The organism is Acinetobacter sp. DL27 (assembly GCF_055810995.1).
Genome location: NZ_CM147947.1, coordinates 745,587 through 762,650 on the forward strand (window position 1 = coordinate 745,587; position 17,064 = coordinate 762,650).

16 protein-coding genes are annotated in these 17,064 nt (G+C 43.7%); 9 read left to right on the forward strand and 7 right to left on the reverse strand.

Annotated elements, in window-relative coordinates; all coding sequences use genetic code 11:
* Positions 1-11: 11 nt before the first annotated feature.
* Genes AC0KVP_RS03620 through AC0KVP_RS03635 form a run of 4 tightly spaced genes read left to right on the forward strand, consistent with a single transcriptional unit; the run spans position 12 to position 5,871 of the window.
* On the forward strand, positions 12-2,027 hold the full coding sequence (locus tag AC0KVP_RS03620) for a M3 family metallopeptidase (RefSeq protein WP_473340406.1): 2,016 nt from the start codon (positions 12-14) through the stop codon (positions 2,025-2,027).
* Between the two features lie 11 nt (positions 2,028-2,038).
* A complete protein-coding gene (locus tag AC0KVP_RS03625; protein WP_473339050.1) occupies positions 2,039-2,977 on the forward strand; it encodes an ABC transporter permease in 939 nt (312 codons plus the stop codon).
* 7 nt (positions 2,978-2,984) lie between these two features.
* Positions 2,985-4,130, forward strand: coding sequence for an ABC transporter permease (locus AC0KVP_RS03630; protein ID WP_473339052.1), 1,146 nt, complete (start codon positions 2,985-2,987; stop codon positions 4,128-4,130).
* Positions 4,131-4,140: 10 nt separating this feature from the next.
* Complete coding sequence (locus AC0KVP_RS03635) at positions 4,141-5,871, forward strand: ABC transporter ATP-binding protein (protein ID WP_473339054.1); 1,731 nt, start codon at positions 4,141-4,143, stop codon at positions 5,869-5,871.
* Positions 5,872-6,036: 165 nt separating this feature from the next.
* On the opposite strand, the gene rluB is transcribed toward AC0KVP_RS03635, so the two are convergent.
* The 7 genes from rluB to AC0KVP_RS03670 form a co-directional block, all read right to left on the reverse strand.
* Positions 6,037-7,143, reverse strand: coding sequence for a 23S rRNA pseudouridine(2605) synthase RluB (gene rluB, locus AC0KVP_RS03640; protein ID WP_201706686.1), 1,107 nt, complete (start codon positions 7,141-7,143; stop codon positions 6,037-6,039).
* Positions 7,144-7,184: 41 nt separating this feature from the next.
* Positions 7,185-7,772: an SMC-Scp complex subunit ScpB gene (gene scpB, locus AC0KVP_RS03645; protein ID WP_473339056.1), complete on the reverse strand. Its 588-nt coding sequence runs from the start codon at positions 7,770-7,772 to the stop codon at positions 7,185-7,187.
* Entirely contained in the window at positions 7,772-8,566 is a 795-nt protein-coding gene (locus tag AC0KVP_RS03650; RefSeq protein ID WP_473339058.1) for a segregation and condensation protein A, read from the reverse strand. Before AC0KVP_RS03650 ends, scpB begins: the two co-directional genes overlap by 1 nt.
* Before the next feature lie 509 nt (positions 8,567-9,075).
* The gene (locus AC0KVP_RS03655; RefSeq protein WP_473339060.1) at positions 9,076-11,481 is read right to left on the reverse strand and encodes a sulfatase-like hydrolase/transferase; all 2,406 of its coding nucleotides are present in this window, start codon (positions 11,479-11,481) and stop codon (positions 9,076-9,078) included.
* Positions 11,482-12,146: 665 nt separating this feature from the next.
* Positions 12,147-12,413, reverse strand: coding sequence for a hypothetical protein (locus AC0KVP_RS03660; protein WP_473339062.1), 267 nt, complete (start codon positions 12,411-12,413; stop codon positions 12,147-12,149).
* A 54-nt stretch (positions 12,414-12,467) separates the two neighbouring features.
* A complete protein-coding gene (locus AC0KVP_RS03665) occupies positions 12,468-13,085 on the reverse strand; it encodes an L-threonylcarbamoyladenylate synthase (protein ID WP_004695345.1) in 618 nt (205 codons plus the stop codon).
* Between the two features lie 85 nt (positions 13,086-13,170).
* The gene (locus tag AC0KVP_RS03670; RefSeq protein WP_058870158.1) at positions 13,171-13,833 is read right to left on the reverse strand and encodes an elongation factor P hydroxylase; all 663 of its coding nucleotides are present in this window, start codon (positions 13,831-13,833) and stop codon (positions 13,171-13,173) included.
* Between the two features lie 97 nt (positions 13,834-13,930).
* On the opposite strand from AC0KVP_RS03670, the gene AC0KVP_RS03675 reads away from it, so the two are divergent.
* The 5 genes from AC0KVP_RS03675 to acpP all read left to right on the forward strand — a co-directional run bounded on the left by AC0KVP_RS03675 (position 13,931) and on the right by acpP (position 16,964).
* Positions 13,931-14,488, forward strand: a complete 558-nt coding sequence (locus tag AC0KVP_RS03675; protein ID WP_004982945.1) for a YceD family protein — start codon at positions 13,931-13,933, stop codon at positions 14,486-14,488.
* Positions 14,489-14,564: 76 nt separating this feature from the next.
* The gene (gene rpmF / locus AC0KVP_RS03680; protein WP_004695348.1) at positions 14,565-14,747 is read left to right on the forward strand and encodes a 50S ribosomal protein L32; all 183 of its coding nucleotides are present in this window, start codon (positions 14,565-14,567) and stop codon (positions 14,745-14,747) included.
* Between the two features lie 176 nt (positions 14,748-14,923).
* Complete coding sequence (gene fabD / locus AC0KVP_RS03685) at positions 14,924-15,910, forward strand: ACP S-malonyltransferase (protein WP_010327367.1); 987 nt, start codon at positions 14,924-14,926, stop codon at positions 15,908-15,910.
* Complete coding sequence (gene fabG, locus AC0KVP_RS03690; protein ID WP_473339067.1) at positions 15,907-16,641, forward strand: 3-oxoacyl-ACP reductase FabG; 735 nt, start codon at positions 15,907-15,909, stop codon at positions 16,639-16,641. Before fabD ends, fabG begins: the two co-directional genes overlap by 4 nt.
* 86 nt (positions 16,642-16,727) lie before the next feature.
* Positions 16,728-16,964, forward strand: coding sequence for an acyl carrier protein (gene acpP / locus AC0KVP_RS03695; RefSeq protein WP_004695351.1), 237 nt, complete (start codon positions 16,728-16,730; stop codon positions 16,962-16,964).
* Positions 16,965-17,064: the final 100 nt, after the last annotated feature.

Sequence of the window (17,064 nt, forward strand, 5' to 3'; positions counted from 1 at the left end):
CTGGAGTCATGATGAAAAAGCAACATTTTAAATTCACCGCATTGTGCATGTTGGGCCTAGGGATGAGTCAGATGGCTTTGGCGGAAACAGCACCGCGCCAAACATTACCCAGCTTTCAAGCCAAAGACATCCCTGCAATGTGTAATGCCAAAATTGCGGATGTGAAAAAGCAACTTAAAACGTTTGAAAATAAGCCCCTTAAAAACGAAACGGCAGCAGCGCCCGTATTGGCTGAATGGGATCGTATTTTTGCATCATTTGAAGATTTTTATGGCCCGATTGCTCTGTATAGCAATGTTGACCCTGATGAAGCACTGCGTAAAGCGGCTGAAGACTGTGAAATTAAAATTAGCCAATTCCAAACTGATGTTTATCAGAATCCAAAGCTATATCAACAAATTAAGAAAATTAAAATTGCTGATCCGATTGAAGCCAAGTTCCGTGAAGATATTTTGGAAGGTTTTGAAAAAACAGGGATACAGCTTTCAGCAGATAAACAAGTACGTTTAAAAGTGATTTTTGATGAACTGGCAAAAATTGAACAAGAGTATGCGCGTAATGTCCGTGATAATCCTGAAAAACTCGAATTTAGCCCTGATGAGCTAAAAGGCCTACCACAAAGTTATATCGATGGCTTAAAGAAAAATGACAAAGGTAATTACCTACTCGGTTTTGAGTATCCCGATTATCGTCCGTTTATGGAGTTGGCAGATAACGATGATGCACGTAAGCGTTATCAAATTGCATTTACCCGACGTGGCGGTGAGAAAAATCTGGCGCTGCTGAAGCAAGCCATGGACTTACGTTATGAGTTAGCACAACTGTTTGGTAAGTCCAGTTATGCCGAATGGGTACTGCAAAGCCGGATGGCGAAAGCCCCTGAAACTGTGAATAAATTCTTGGCAGAGGTGCATGCCACCGTGGCACCCCTAGAGAAGAAGGAAGTCCAAACTCTACGCGAGTTTAAAGCGCAAAGTTTAAATATCCCTGTTGAGCAAGCCAGTATTGAGCGTTGGAGCGAAGCATATTGGAGTGAAAAATTACGCAAAGCCAAGTATCAGGTCGACCAAGAACAGCTACGTCAGTATTTCCCAACGCAAGCCTCTCAGGACTGGCTATTTGCCATTTCTGAAAATCTGTATGGCATCAACTTTAAGCCTGCCAAAGTCGAGGTTTGGCAAGATGAAGTGGAATATTACGATGTGACCGATGCCAAAACTGGGCAACTGCTCGGCGGTTTATATATGGATAAATTTCCACGTAAAGGCAAGTATGGACATGCTGCTGTGTGGGGCGTTTATGGCGGCAGTAGCTTAACTGGGCGCAAACCGATTTCAGCACTGGTCACTAACTTTAACCGCAATGGTTTAAATAGCGATGAACTAGAAACTTTTGTACATGAGTTTGGTCATGCACTGCATGGCATTTTATCCAACACACGCTTTTCGTCTCAGTCAGGAACTTCAGTTGAGCGAGACTTTGTCGAAGCACCGTCACAAATGTATGAAGAATGGGCACGACGTAAAGAGACTTTGTCAAAGGTGGCAGATTACTGTAAACCTGACTGTCCACGCGTGGATGATGCATTGATTACGAAACTCAATGCCGTGCATAGTTATGGGCGCGGTTTGCATTATGCTCGTCAGACGTTGTATGCACAGTATGACATGGCGCTACATGGTAGTGATGCACGAGAGGTTCAGCCCTTAAAGGTTTGGGAAAAAATGGAAGGCGAAACGGCCTTGGGTTATGTTCCAACCACCGAGTTTCCGGGGCAGTTTGGTCACATCATGGGCGGTTATCAAGTCGGGTATTACGGTTATATGTGGTCAGAAGTGATGGCGTTGGACATGCTTTCAGCCTTTGGTGATAACTTAAATAACCCTGAAGTGGGACAGCACTATCGTCAAACCATTTTGTCCCAAGGTGGTCAAAAACCTGCCAAAGCATTGGTCAAAGACTTTTTGGGTCGTGAGCCTGATAACAAAGCCTTTTTCGATGAAATTACCGGTCAACGGGTGAAATAAGGGGCATTTTTATGCTGGCATATATTATTCGTCGAATTTGGCAAATGATCCCGACCATGCTTGGGGTGGTGTTGCTGATTTTTTTCTTGTTTAACTGGGTCGGTGGCGACCCTGCCTATATTTTGGCGGGGAAAATGTCGAACCCTGAACAGATTGAAAATATCCGACAGCAGCTTGGGGTCGATCAGCCCTATTATGTGCAATTGTGGATTTTCATTAAGCAGATTTTGACATTTGATTATGGGCTAAGTTGGAGTACAGGGGAGTCAGTATCGCAAATCATCACGACACGACTCGGGCCCTCGCTGACTTTGCTCATTCCACTGACGATCTTACAAACCATTATTTCTATTATTTTGGCTTTGGCTGTAGCAGCCGTGCGCGGCAGTTTAACGGATCGTATGGTGATGATGCTGTGTACCATCGGTATGTCGATCAGTATCTTGGTGTATGTCATTGTTTTTCAGTATGTCTTTGCCTATCAGCTGAGCTGGTTTCCAGTACAAGGCTGGAGCGATAGCTTCAGCGAGAACCTGTTTAAGTATGCTTTATTGCCTATTCTGATCATGTTGGTGGTCAGTATTGCCCCGACTTTAAGGTTGTATCGTAGTTTTGTTTTGGATGAAGTCAATCAAGACTATGTTCGTACTGCACGTGCCAAAGGGATTGGTGAACGGCGCATTTTAGGTGTGCATGTGCTACGTAATGCCTCGATTCCAATTATTACAGACGTGATGGCAAGTTTACCTGCTTTGCTGATTGGTGCATTTTTGATTGAGCGTTTCTTTGGTATTCCGGGCATTGGTCGTGAAGTAATTATTGCAGTAGAGCGTAGTGATTTTCCTGTGATTAAAGCCATTACTGTGTACGTTGCTCTCGCAACGATGTTTTTCAACTTGATTGCCGATTTGATTTATAAATGGGTCGATCCACGTGTACAGTTGAAGTAGGTGAATTATGCTCAGTGTTCTCACTAAAAGAAAACCAGATACTGCCGAACCTACAACAGCGTCTACAGGACTATGGCAACTCGCCATGCGCCGTTTAAAACGCGATCGAATCGCCATGTTTTCCCTCCTAATCGTACTGTTTTATTTGGTGCTGTTAATTTTGTCATCCACAGGATTGATTGCAAAAGACTGGAATAAAGAAGTTGCGGTGAGTTATGCACCCCCTACGTTTATGGGGGCTGCTGCAATACCTGCTACGCAAAGTGAAACACAAAAAGTCGAAGCGGCTGTGCCTGAAAACCCTGTTGATCCTTTAAAAGATGTCATTCGTGAGCTCAACGCAGAAATTGCTGCTGAACAGGGTGTGGGGGGGGCAATTGATTACTATGGGGTTGTTGATCCTTTAGCCGAAGATATGAAAGCGATTGACCAAGCGCTGGATGGTCATTTACTAGATCAGCAAGCGGAACTCAAGCAAAGCCTGATTTTAGGTGCCGACAAATGGGGACAAAGTATTTTACTGAAAACCATTAAAGGTGCAGAAACATCAATTATTGTTGGCTTAGTCGCAGCTTTTCTTGCTGTCGTGATTGGTACCGTTCTAGGTGCAATTTCGGGCTACTTTGGTGGCTGGGTCGATGATGTCTTGAACTGGTTTTATAACATTTTCACTTCGATTCCTTATCTGCTCTTGGTGCTAGCGATTGCCGCAGTACTGCAACAAAAAGGTGTCTTATCCATTGTTTTGATTTTGGGTTTAACGGGGTGGACGGGAGTATATCGTTTAATTCGTGCCGAATATATGAAGCATACTTCGCGGGAATATGTACTGGCGGCAAAAGCAATTGGGGTGAGTCATGGCCGACGTATCTTTGTGCATATATTTCCCAATGTCAGTCATATCGCACTGGTTCAAATGTCAATTTTAGTGGTGGCATTTATTAAATCAGAGGTGATTTTGAGCTTCTTAGGTTTTGGTGTCCCTGTCGGTGTGGTGTCATGGGGCAGTATGTTGAATGAAGCGCAAAGTGAACTGATTTTAGGCAAGTGGTGGCAGTTAGCGGCCGCTTCGGTAGCAATGGCGGTTCTGGTCACTGCATTTTCAATGTTTACCGATGCACTGCGAGATGCATTAGACCCGAAACTGAAATAGGAGCATGAGAATGTCTGAACTTAATCATATGACAGCGCCAGCCTTACTTCAGGTGGAAAACTTGCGTGTCAGCTTTAAAAATGAAGAAAAGCAGTACATTGAAACGGTCAAAGGCATCAGTTTTAGTATTCCAGTGAATACCACAGTGGCCTTGGTTGGGGAGTCAGGCAGTGGGAAGTCGGTCACATCGCTAGCGACTATGGGACTACTATCTCCTGAAAGCAGTCAAATTGCTTCGGACAGTAAAATTTTGTTTGAGGGGCAAAACCTACTCGATTTACCACGCCGTGAAATGCGGAAAAAGTGTGGTAAAGATATTGCCATGATTTTTCAGGAACCGATGTCATCCTTAAATCCTGTGTTTACGGTAGGTTCACAAATTGCAGAAATTTTGCAGTTACATTTGGGCATGAGTCGTAAGCAGGCGCGTGCACGTGCTTTGGAACTGTTGATAGAAGTTGGGATTCCATCTCCTGAAACCAAGATTGATGCTTATCCGGGGCAATTGTCGGGTGGGCAGCAGCAGCGCGTCATGATTGCTATGGCAATTGCGTGTAAACCCAAACTATTGATTGCCGATGAACCGACGACGGCGCTGGATGTCACTATTCAAAAGCAAATTTTAGATTTGCTGGAGTCTTTGCGGAAGAAGCATCAAATGTCGATGTTGTTTATTACCCATGATTTGGCTTTGGTCGGGGAAATTGCTGATCAGGTAATCGTGATGCGAGATGGTCAAATTCGTGAACAAGGCTGGGTTAAAGATATGCTTGAACGCCCTCAAGATGTCTATACCAAAGCGTTGTTGCACTGCCGTCCGCAACTATCTAAACGTCCCATGCGTTTGCCCATGATCAGTGATTTCATGCAGCAAAAGGGCGATGACTATATTGAAACGCATACCATCGATGTCGAGTCACTTCAACAAAGATCTCGCGGCTTAACTGGCCAAGAAGCGGTTATTTTAGATGTGCGTGATCTTAAAAAGTCATTTTATAGTCGTAAAGGATTATTCGGCAAAGAGGAGTTTCAAGCGGTCAAAGGCGTGAGTTTCCAACTGGCAAAAGGCAAGACTTTGGGCTTGGTGGGTGAGTCTGGTTCGGGGAAAACCACCATCGGATTATTGCTGATGCGTTTACAGGCAGCGACAGGAGGAAAAGCGCTGTTTGAAGGTCAAGATATTTTAGCCATGTCAGAAAAAGAGTTTGCTCGGTATCAACGCAAGATTCAAATCATTTTTCAAAATCCCTATGCATCACTTAATCCACGCTTTACTGTCGGGCAGATTTTAATGGAGCCGATGCAGGTACATGGGATCGGGGCGAATGATGCTGAACGTAAACAGATGGCTTTGGACTTGTTAGAACGCGTGAGCTTACCTGCACAGGCTTTTTATCGTTATCCACATGAGTTTTCAGGCGGACAGCGTCAACGTATTGCGATTGCGCGCTGCCTAACTTTAAAACCTGAGGTTTTGATTTGTGATGAGTCGGTATCAGCATTGGATGTTTCGGTACAAGCCCAAGTACTGAATTTGCTGCAAGACTTACAGGATGAATTTGGACTGAGTTATATCTTTATTTCACATGATTTATCAGTGGTGAAATATATTTCAGATCAAATTATGGTGATGAATCATGGTGATTTGGTGGAAATAGCCAATTCAGATGATTTGTACCAGTCGCCACAGCACGAATATACCAAACGTTTACTTAGTGCTATTCCGCAAAGTGTGGCATGAATGGGGGGCTGTTGTTTTAATAATAAAAATGCTTAATAGGTTGGGCGTTTTTTATGAGGAGTTTGCAGTTTTTTTCTGATCTAGAACAGAAAGAGGGCTTATTGTGTAGTGTTAACACATATAAAAAGAGCCACTCGAAAGTGGCTCAAATTTTGACTTTAAAAATTAAAACTTCTTAAAGCCTTTATTTCCAAAAGGTTTACGTGGCGCATTTTCATCACGCGCGTCGCGTTGACCATAGGTGCCTTTGTTGCCAAAGTTCTCTGGACGGCTGTCACGTTGTGTGTAGCCTGAGTTTTGGCGTGGTTCACGTTGACCATAACCTGTTTGAGCATTGTCCTGACGACGTTGGCTATGACCATTTGGATTTTCACGACGTTCACGGTTGAAAGCTGGCTTCGCTTGTTGTTGGCCTTCATCTTCATTGTCACGGCGCTGTTGACGTAAGAAACCACCACGACGTGCAGCCATTGGTTTTTCTTGCATACGTTCAGTACGACGTTTTGCCATGCCGTACAAACCAGTGCCTTGACGTGGTTTTAACTCAACCGCTTTGGTTAAGTTATCGATGTCGTTTTTGTCCAATTCCATCCAACGACCCGTACGTAGTTCGCGTGGTAAAATAACCGTGCCATAACGTGTACGGAGTAGACGGCTGACTTTTAAACCTTGCGATTCAAAAATACGACGTACTTCGCGGTTACGACCTTCTTTTACCACCACTTGATACCAACGGTTAATCCCTTCACCGCCAATTTCAGAGAATGACTCAAACTTCGCTGGGCCATCATCTAACACCACACCTTTGAGCATGTTGTTCTTAATTTGAGGCGTCACTTCACCCATAACACGTACAGCATACTCACGTTCAACTTCGTTTGATGGGTGCATCAAGCGATTCGCGAGTTCGCCATCATTTGTGAACAACAGTAGACCTGTTGAGTTAATATCCAGACGTCCAACCATCACCCAGCGATCATTCGCGATTGCAGGTAATTGATCAAATACCGTTGGACGTGACTCAGGGTCGTTACGTGAACAAATTTCGCCTTCTGGTTTATAGTAAATCAGAACACGACGACGAATTTCATCTTCAATTTGGAACGATACTTTACGACCATCGATGCGAAGCTCATCACCTGGTTCAATACGTTCGCCTACTTGGGCAACTTGGCCGTTGACACTCACACGACCAGCGGCAATGACTTCTTCCATATAACGGCGAGAACCCAAACCAACTCGTGCGAGTACCTTTTGCAACTTTTCACTCATGACAGCATAACCTTAGAAATTATCATCAACAGTTCACCTATTTACGACTTCGGTGCATTCGCATCGAGGGCCATAAAAGCTTCCTTGGCATCCTGCAGGGGAGGCAACTGACCTAAAGAATTTAGGCCAAATGCATTTAAAAATTGGGGCGTCGTAACTAACAACGCAGGTCTTCCTGGGAGTTCACGAAAACCAGATTCTTTAATCCAGTTCCAATCAAATAACGCTCGTAACAGTTGACTGTTATTTGAGACTCCTCGAATTTGTTCTATATCTGCTCGAGTGACGGGTTGATGATAAGCAACCACGGCCAACATTTCGAGTAGCGATGGCGAGAGGCGAGTTGGTCGCTCTGGCCACGTTTGTGCAACAATTTGACGGTATTTTGCTCGAACCTGAAAACGAAAACCTTGAGCAGTTTCAATCAGTTCAATCGAACGACCATGTTGTAGCATGGCAAGTTGTTGTAAAAACTGGCGTAAATCTTGTTTGCTATATTGATTTTGGAACGATTCTTTCAATCGCGCAAGTGAAACAGGCGCATCACTGGCAAAAATAATTGCTTCTAACTGCATCAGCACTTCATGCAAGTTATCTTCATTCGTTAAAGGAGCGGTTTGTTCTAACATTATTTTTTGACTCCTTGTATCGAAAGTGGTGCTTCAACACCTGAACTCACAATTTGAATACGTTGCTGACGTGTTAACTCTAAAATGGCCATAAACGTCACGACCATGCCCATACGACCTTGGATGGGACGCAGCAAAGATTCAAAAACTAAAACTTCACCTGAAGCGACTTTGCTTTCAATAAAAGCCATGCGCTCTTCAAGTAAAACAGGTTCTTGTGCAATTTGATGGGTGATCGGCTCAGGTCGGTTAAACACGCAGAACAGTGCATCACGCAGCTGTTGCACATCATGACCGTCATTATTGTTTAGAGTTTGGCCTAAGCTGACATTGGTTGAGAAGGTGTCTCGCTCTAATATAGGCATTTGCCCCAAGCGTTCAGCCGCTTGTTTAATACGGAGATAAGTTTCTAAACGGTCAATCAGCTCTTGTTTTGGATCTTTTTCAATTTGGATTGTATTGGGTGCTTTTGGCAACAGCAAACGTGACTTTAAATCAGCCAAGAGTGCGGCCATCACCATATAGTCCGCTGTCAGCTCAATGTTAAGCGACTTCATGGCATCCATATAAGACAGGTATTGCGCTGCAATCGGGGCAATATCTAACTGTAATAAGTCGAAGCCGTTTTTTTGAATCAGGTAAATCAGAAAGTCGAGTGGTCCTTCAAAATGCTCTAAAAGAATTTCAAATGCAGCTGGAGGAATATATAAATCCTCGGGGATGGAGTCATGCCACTCATCCATAACACGGATTTGTGGAAGATCTTCCATGGCATTATGGACGGATTGATTCATTACAGTTATTGGCCACGCGAATTTTCAAAGGCATGATTATGTTTTTTCGAATCAGTACTTAAGGAGAAAAAGTAGAGGCGATTTAAAAAATACATAATTTTAATAGGGCTTAGTGTAAAACAAATTGCGGCGTGAATACATGATTTCACCGACCAAATAACAAAAAAAGCTGTAAATAAATAGAGAGTATTTATTTGTGTGATGCTTTTTATCCGCTGATGTCGTGGCTAAATTTGCAGAAATGGATTGGGTTTAAGAGAACATGATGTACTTAGGGCCTAGTCCTGTGGTTTAAAAAATAATCGATTTATTGTAAGTAGCTAGATGAGGCTGCATAGTGCGGCATTATGAATCTCAAAAGCAGCCTACAAAATAGGCATTGGATGAATACCTTAAAGAATAGCGCTGAAATACGAAGAAAGTATTTCAGCGCTGCTCCAACTTCAGAGACTTTGAAGTCTCAAATTTTTGGGTGTTGATCAATCTCAGATCATCGCGTTTGAAATTATTTAGTCTTTTAAATCGATTGTGACGGTATCGATTTGACCTGTGAATGCATACGGCGCTTTTTCATTGTAGCGAGGTGAAACGGTTGAGCCTAAGTCCATACCGATATCGAAGGTTTCAGTTGCGGAGAAGCGATAAGGAACCACTTTTTCAACCTGACCTTGGGCAACCGTATCGCCATTGACGCTGATCGTCACGGGTCCACCAATACCATGTCGTCCTTCACGCCGAGTCTGTTGATAATCTACAACGATGCTGTGTTTACCCGGCGCTAACGCTTTGGTGGCAGCAATCCGATAATAAGATTGGGCAAAGAAGTTGTATTCGTACACAGGTATGCCATTTTCCAAATACAACGAGAACCCGCCTCCTGAACCACCTTCAGCCACAATCACACCATTGGCACCGCTTTTAGGAATGACAACGTCAGCCTTAATGCTATGCGAGCGTTGATACATCGGTGGTGCACTGCCTTCAGGTAGACGCGTGGTGCCTGCTGAATAGGTAAATTGCTTTCGTCCACGAATCGAAGAAGGGCGCTCTGGATTAAAGGCACGTTCCACAAAACGGTCATCTAATGGGTATACGCCATATTTGCCAGCTTCTTGGTCGAACAGCTTCTGCATTTCTGCTAGGCGTTGAGGCTCTTTGGCTGCTAGGTCATGCGCTTGGGAAAAGTCCTGCTTGATATTGTATAGCTCCCATTGACTATCTTTAAAACCTTTAGAGCCACTCAGCTTCCACGGTACGCCATGGAAGGATGATGCAACCCAGCCGTCTTGATAGATGGCGCGATGTCCACCCGTTTCAAAGTATTGGATATGGCGCTGATCTTTGGCTTTTGTATCATTGAAACTGTATGTCATGCTAATGCCAGACATTGGCGTTTGCTTTACACCATCCACGAGGTTAGGCTGCGGAATATTAGCCGCTTCTAAAATGGTTGGGGTGATATCGGAAACATGATGGAATTGGTTATGAATAGCATGTGTGGCTTTAATTTTCGCAGGCCAAGAAACGATCATGCCATTACGTGTTCCCCCGAAGTGAGAAGGAACACGTTTCATCCATTGAAATGGAGATGAGCCAGCCCATGCCCAGCCTACAGGATATTGGTTTTCGTGTTTTGGGCCGCCAATTTCATCAATATGTTTTAATTGATTTTCAACGGTATCTGGAAAACCATTTTGAGTCATTAGGTTATTTAAGGTGCCGGTTAATGTCCCTTCGGCACTGGCACCATTATCCCCCGCAATAAAAATAATGAGGGTATTGTCTGCATCGGGAAGTTTTTTGATGGCTTTAATCAAACGTCCCATTTCATGATCTGTTTGTGCGAGGAAGCCTGCAAAGACTTCTTGATGTTTTGCAAACAAGCGCTTCTCATCTGCACTCAGCGCAGCCCAAGCTTGAATGCTATCTGGGCGAGGCGTTAAATCGGTATTTTTAGGGACAATGCCAAGCTTTTTTTGACGGGCCAAGGTTTCTTCACGGACTTTGTCCCAACCTTGATTGAACTGCCCTTGAAACTTGTCAATCCATTCTTGATTGACATGCAGTGGTGCATGGACAGCACCGGGTGCCATATAGACAAAATACGGTTTATCTGGTGAGACTGAGCCTTGACGATTGATCCAACCAATTGCATCATCGACCAAGTCAACATTCATGTTATAGCCTTGCTCTGGCCGTTTAGTTGGTTCAACGGGTGTCACTCCGCGGATCAGCTGTGGTTCCCATTGACTCGATTCACCACCAAAAAAGCCATAAAAATATTCGAAACCGAGACCTGTTGGCCAGCGTTCAAAGGGACCAACTGGGGATGTTTCCCAGTCAGGGGTGTTGTGCCATTTACCAAATGCCGCAGTGGCATAACCATTGTCTTTAAGGATTCTAGCGACACTGGCACTTTCTTTGGGCCATATTGTGTTATATCCCGGATAACCTGTTGAAAGTTCAGTAATGGTTCCCGCTCCAACTTGATGTGGGTTTTGTCCTGTTAAAAGCGCTGCACGTGTTGGAGAGCTAATCCCTGTGGTATGGAAACGATTGAAAATCACACCATCATCTGCAAGTTCATCCATTTCAGGTGTCGGCACAGGCCCACCAAAGGTGCCAGCTTGCCCAAAGCCTAAGTCATCTAACAAAATCACCACCACATTGGGTGCGTCTTTAGATGCTTTTACAGATTGAGGGAAATCTTGTTTAGAGCCTTCAAAGGTTTCTTTAATCACCCCTTTAAATGCGGGTGTGGGTTGGGGTAAGACCAAGCCTGTCTGGTTTAAGGCTTGAGGTGGAGTACTTTGGGGTTCAGGTGCGGCTAAAGCGGCATGTGATGCTGTAATAGCTGCGACCAGCGTGAGGACTTGTGTCAGTGGTTTTGGGGTTAATGGTCTATTTTTGTTCATATGCAATCCCTTATTAAAAGTTTCCTTGTTGTGGTGTTGAAAAACCATATTCAGTTTTGAAAAAAAATGCGCAAAAATGCGAAGTAGGAAGAAAAGACCTACAGAAGAAAAAGGCTTAGATGTTTGGGTATTCCGATTGAGTTAGAGCTCCAGACATGAGGCTTTCACAACTTTTCCTCATTTCATACAACCTGTTGTAGGCTCGATTTAAATGAAGCTGAGATAGTTGTTTGGGGTAAACCTGAATGTGATAGATTGGCTTGGATGCATTGGAGTGGTTGAAACGGCAAACAGGCCTAATATTGTTATATTCCATTGGTTTGGCATTTTTCGTCCTTATTGATTTGATTATGATGTGGCTGTTTTTCATGCTCATGACGATCCATCGTCAATGTACGGCGAAGTATGTTTGATGTTCTGGCCGTACAGTAGCAAACTGCTTCAGAAGATGAACCACTCAAAAGAATGGACTTGGCTGTTTTTTCTGCACTTTTAAATGAAGATGGTTCTTTGCAGTAACATCGGTCGTTAGCGCTAAAGCCGCACAGGTGAAGTGCTTTAATTTTTTATGGATGTGTACTGATTTGAAAGCCTAGGGATGTAAAGTGCGTCCAAAATATGCATAAATGCGTCAGTTGACGCCAAGGAAAAGATTCATCCACAATTTACTCAGGTGCTTGTAGCGCAAATTCAATGATGCGCTGACAGCTGTCTTGCAGGCAGAGATTTTTGGGTTCAAGATATTTAAAGTATTGTTGGATGGTCGCGATCGGCAGGAAATAGTTGTACAGATTCTTTTCCCGCATAATGCAGTTGATTGAACTCGGGCTTTGCACCAAAGTCTCGGACTCAAGCGTCCACGGACGCTGAACATATAAACTATGTTGCGCGGGAAATTGATTCAGATTGAGCAAAACCGTAAACAGGGTCATGTTGATCTCTTGAGAATGTGAGATTCAGTTTCCCTAGCGAATAAATGCAGCGCATCACTCAAATGCGCTGACATCGCCAAGCCCACGGCGAATCACTTCAGGGTGATCACCTGATAAGTCGACAATACTGGTGGTGCTCAAGGTGCCCAGCCCGCTGTCGATAAACACATCAATTCGTTTTGAAAGTTGCATTTCAATGTCATAGGGATCATCCAGCGGTTCTTCCTGATTCGGCAGGATTAAAGTACTGGTTAGTAGCGGCTCACCTAACTCTTTGAGTAACATTTGGCACACAGGGTTACTTGGAATACGTAGACCAATGGTTTTTTTCTTCGGATGCATCAAGCGTTTAGGCACTTCACTGGTTGCAGGCAAAATGAACGTGGTCACGGCTGGTGTATTGTTTTTCAGTAAACGATACATGGCATTATCGACTTTGGCATAAGTGGCAATATCGGACAGATCTGCACAAATGATGGCATATTGATGTTTGGCCCCAAGGCCGCGAATTTGAGCAATCCGCTCCATGGCATTTTTATTCCCAATCTGGCAGCCAATGGCATAAGCGGCATCGGTCGGGTATACCACCACATCGCCTGCACGAATCCGTTCTACTGCTTGGCTGATGGAGCGTGCTTGAGGGTTATCAGGATGGACTCTTAAATGAAGCATCGTTTTTATCTCCTGATGGTTTTTTCAACATTATCGCGCTTTATCTCGGTGATGTTCAATGACCAAAATGTGAATCGTGTGAAATTTAGTCGAGCATTTCTCTTTGAAATTCATCGCTCTGTAATGTTTTGCCAGCACGAGTACATAGGCAAATACAGTCAATGAAGTGTTTCGCATCACGTGGTAATTGAGCTTGGCCTGAAAAATAAGCCTGAACTTGAGCAAAAACATGGTCTTTGAAGCGGTTGCCGTCACCACCTTCACCAGTCAGATTGTCTAAGGAAACACGGAACTTCCGACCAAAAGCTGTGGCAAATAACCATTCAATGGCTTGCGGTTTAATTTCAACCTGCTCAAATAAAGCTTGTTGCTCAGCCGTACGACCATCGGGTGCATACCAGTAGCCTAAGTCGGGGAGTAGACGGCGTTGGTCTCCTGCGATGCTCCAATGGCTGATTTCATGCAAGGCGCTATTAAAAAAACCATGGGCAAATTGGATGCGTGCAGGGGTGCTGTCTATCGCGGGAAAATATTCAGGTTCAAAGTCACCTTTAACCAAGTTGACATTCAGGTGGGAAAACCAACGATTAAAGTGTAAGATGAGCCAATCAACTTGTTCTGCTTCTGTACACAAATTCTCCCACGTCGAGAGTTGCACTTGGCGGTTTGAAATGTCAGAATCGACAGTTGAAATTGTGCTCACAAGTGATGAAATACTCACTTCTGTTTGCGGCTGCAACAGATGCATGACTTAAGTTACCCAAATGGTCTGTCTAAATAAGTACAAAATTGTATCTTAATCTTTGACAGAGTACTGATGAATTTGTAGAATTGCCGCCTTAATTATGTCAGCAAATACCTTTCCGGCACAGATTGAGCCGTTTAAATGGGCCGAACAAGGCTTTACATGGTCAGGAACACTGCCATTGTCTCGCTTTGCTCGTATAGCCCGTGAAGCTGTTGGATCAATTGATGATCAATTGATTAACATAGACTGTAAGCTATCAATGGATGCGTATCATCGTATTGTATGGCTAGATGGTCACGTTGAAACGAACGTTCCAATGGAATGCCAGCGCTGTTTAGGCACGGTAAACATTGAACTCGTTTCAGATTTTCATCTAGCTCTAGTGGATGATGAGTCACTGATAGAGCGCTTGGATGAGGATGCTGATTTCATCGTCTTAGGTGAAAGTGAAGCAACGACGAAAGGTAGCTATGATGCGCCTGCGACGGCTGATTTACTGTCTCTGATAGAAGATGAATTGTTATTGTTGATGCCTTTGTCCGCTAAGCATGACGCTTGTGAACATAAGCACCAACCTGCCGTTGAAGAACTTGTTGAAGAAAAGCGGGATAATCCGTTTGATGTTTTGGCAAGTTTGAAGGGTAAACTTAACTAATTTTTGTGTTATACTCTTCCGTATAAGACAACTGAATTTGTTCTGATCCATATTTTTCGATTTGTAAGGAGCCATCATGGCCGTTCAGCAAAACCGTAAAAGTCGCTCTCGCCGTGACATGCGCCGTTCACATGACGCTTTAACCGAGAATGCATTAACTGTAGACCAAGCTACTGGCGAGATTCACCGTCGTCACCACGTATCTAAAGATGGTATCTACCGTGGTCGTCAATTATTCGCTAAAGCATCTGCTGAATAATTGTCGAAGCATTAAGCTTAAAGCTTAGTCGAAAAAAGGGGAGCGTAAAGCTCCCTTTTTTTGTTGTCGAATTTTTATCGCTGCTGTTTTTGTTGTATTTGGCAATTACATCGACCTAAATTAAGTGTTAAATTTTCGCTCCATAAACGAGAGCAAAGACAAGAAAGGACTTTTTTATGTCTGCGAAACAACTTGATCAAGTCGCTCAGGCAACAAAAACAGCTTTTGTATTTCCCGGTCAGGGTTCACAAAAGGTTGGCATGTTGGCTGAATTGGCAGAACAATTTGCCAGTGTTGAAGCAACATTTGCAGAAGCCTCTAAAGCGGTTGGATTCGATTTGTGGCACATTGCACAATCTGGTGAAGGTTTAGACCAAACTGAATTTACCCAACCGGTATTGTTAACTGCCAGCATTGCTTTGTGGCGTGTATGGTTAGAACTTGGTGGTGTTGCACCAAAGTATTTGGCGGGACACTCACTTGGTGAATACAGTGCGTTGGTTGCAGCAGGAAGCCTAAGCTTAGGCGATGCAGTCAAGCTGGTAAACTTGCGTGGCAAGTTAATGCAAAGTGCTGTACCTCAAGGTAAGGGTGCAATGGCGGCCATCTTAGGTTTAGATGATGCGCAAGTTGTTGCTTTATGCCAACAAGTTTCGAGTCAAGCTGAAGGTTCAGTTGAAGCGGCTAACTACAATGCTCAGGGTCAAGTGGTAATTGCTGGTGAAAAAGCAGCAGTTGAAGCAGTCATGGCTTTAGCCAAAGAAAACAGTGGCAAAGCGATTGCATTACCAGTTTCTGTTCCATCGCATTGTTCATTGATGAAGCCTGCTGCAGAACAGTTCGCACAAGCTTTGGAACAAACTGCCATTGAGCTGCCTAGCATACCTGTAATACAAAATGTGGGCGCGGAAATTGCTACAGATGTAGCACAAGTCCGCCAAGCACTTACAGCTCAGTTATATGAGTCTGTACAGTGGACCAAAACAATGCAGTTTATTCAGGATCAAGGGATCCAATATGTTGCAGAGTGTGGTCCAGGCAATGTTTTGGCAAACTTGGCAAAACGTCTACCTAATATTGAAAAAGCATTTCCACTCGATAGTAAATCACGCTTGGAAGATGCACTAAATGCCATTTTAGTGGCTGAAGGAAAAATTGCATGACACAGGAACGCAAAATTGCACTCGTGACAGGTGCAAGTCGAGGGATTGGTGCTGCCATCGCTCAGCAACTTATTCAAGACGGTTATTTTGTTGTGGGTACTGCGACATCTGAGTCAGGTGCAGAAAAACTGGCTGCAAGCTTCGGTGAACACGGTGCAGGTAAAGTGCTCGATGTTCGTGATGGTGCTGCCATTGATGCGCTTGTAACTGACATTGAACAAAACTATGGCCCTGTGTTGGTTTTGGTGAACAATGCAGGGATTACCAAAGATAATTTGTTACTTCGTATGTCAGAAGATGACTGGGATGACATTTTAAATATCCATTTAAAAGCAGTTTACCGTTTGTCGAAACGCGTTTTAAAAGGTATGACCAAAGCACGTTTTGGACGAATTATTAATATTAGTTCTGTGGTTGCGCATTTTGCCAACCCAGGTCAGGCCAACTATTCAGCAGCGAAAGCTGGTATTGAAGCATTTAGCCGTAGCCTTGCAAAAGAAATGGGCAGCCGTCAAATCACTGTAAACTCAGTGGCGCCTGGTTTTATTGCAACAGAAATGACTGGGCAATTAAGCGAAGACATCCGTAAAAAAATGAGCGATCAAGTGGCCTTGAACCGTTTAGGTGATCCACAAGATATTGCAAATGCGGTGAGCTTCTTGGCATCAGACAAAGCAAATTACATTACTGGTACGGTAATGCATGTAAATGGTGGTCTATACATGAGCTAATTGGCTGATGGATAAACTTTCAAAATTTTAAAGATTCAATTAAACTAACGGCATTAAAAACGCCACAAGCAATGAGGAGAATTCCTGTGAGCGATATCGAACAACGCATCAAGCAAGCAGTTGCAGAACAACTTGGTCTTAAGGCTGAAGAAATCAAAAACGAAGCATCTTTCATGGATGACTTAGGTGCTGACTCTTTAGACCTTGTTGAGCTTGTTATGTCTTTCGAAAACGACTTTGACATCACAATCCCAGATGAAGATTCTAACGAAATCACAACTGTACAATCTGCAATTGACTACGTTTCTAAGAAACTAGGTTAATACATATTGTTTCAGCTTTGCTGAATGGAAAGGCCACCCAGTTGGGTGGCTTTTTTATGCCTTTCAAAAAATGCAAAGCACCTAACTCACCTTTAAAATC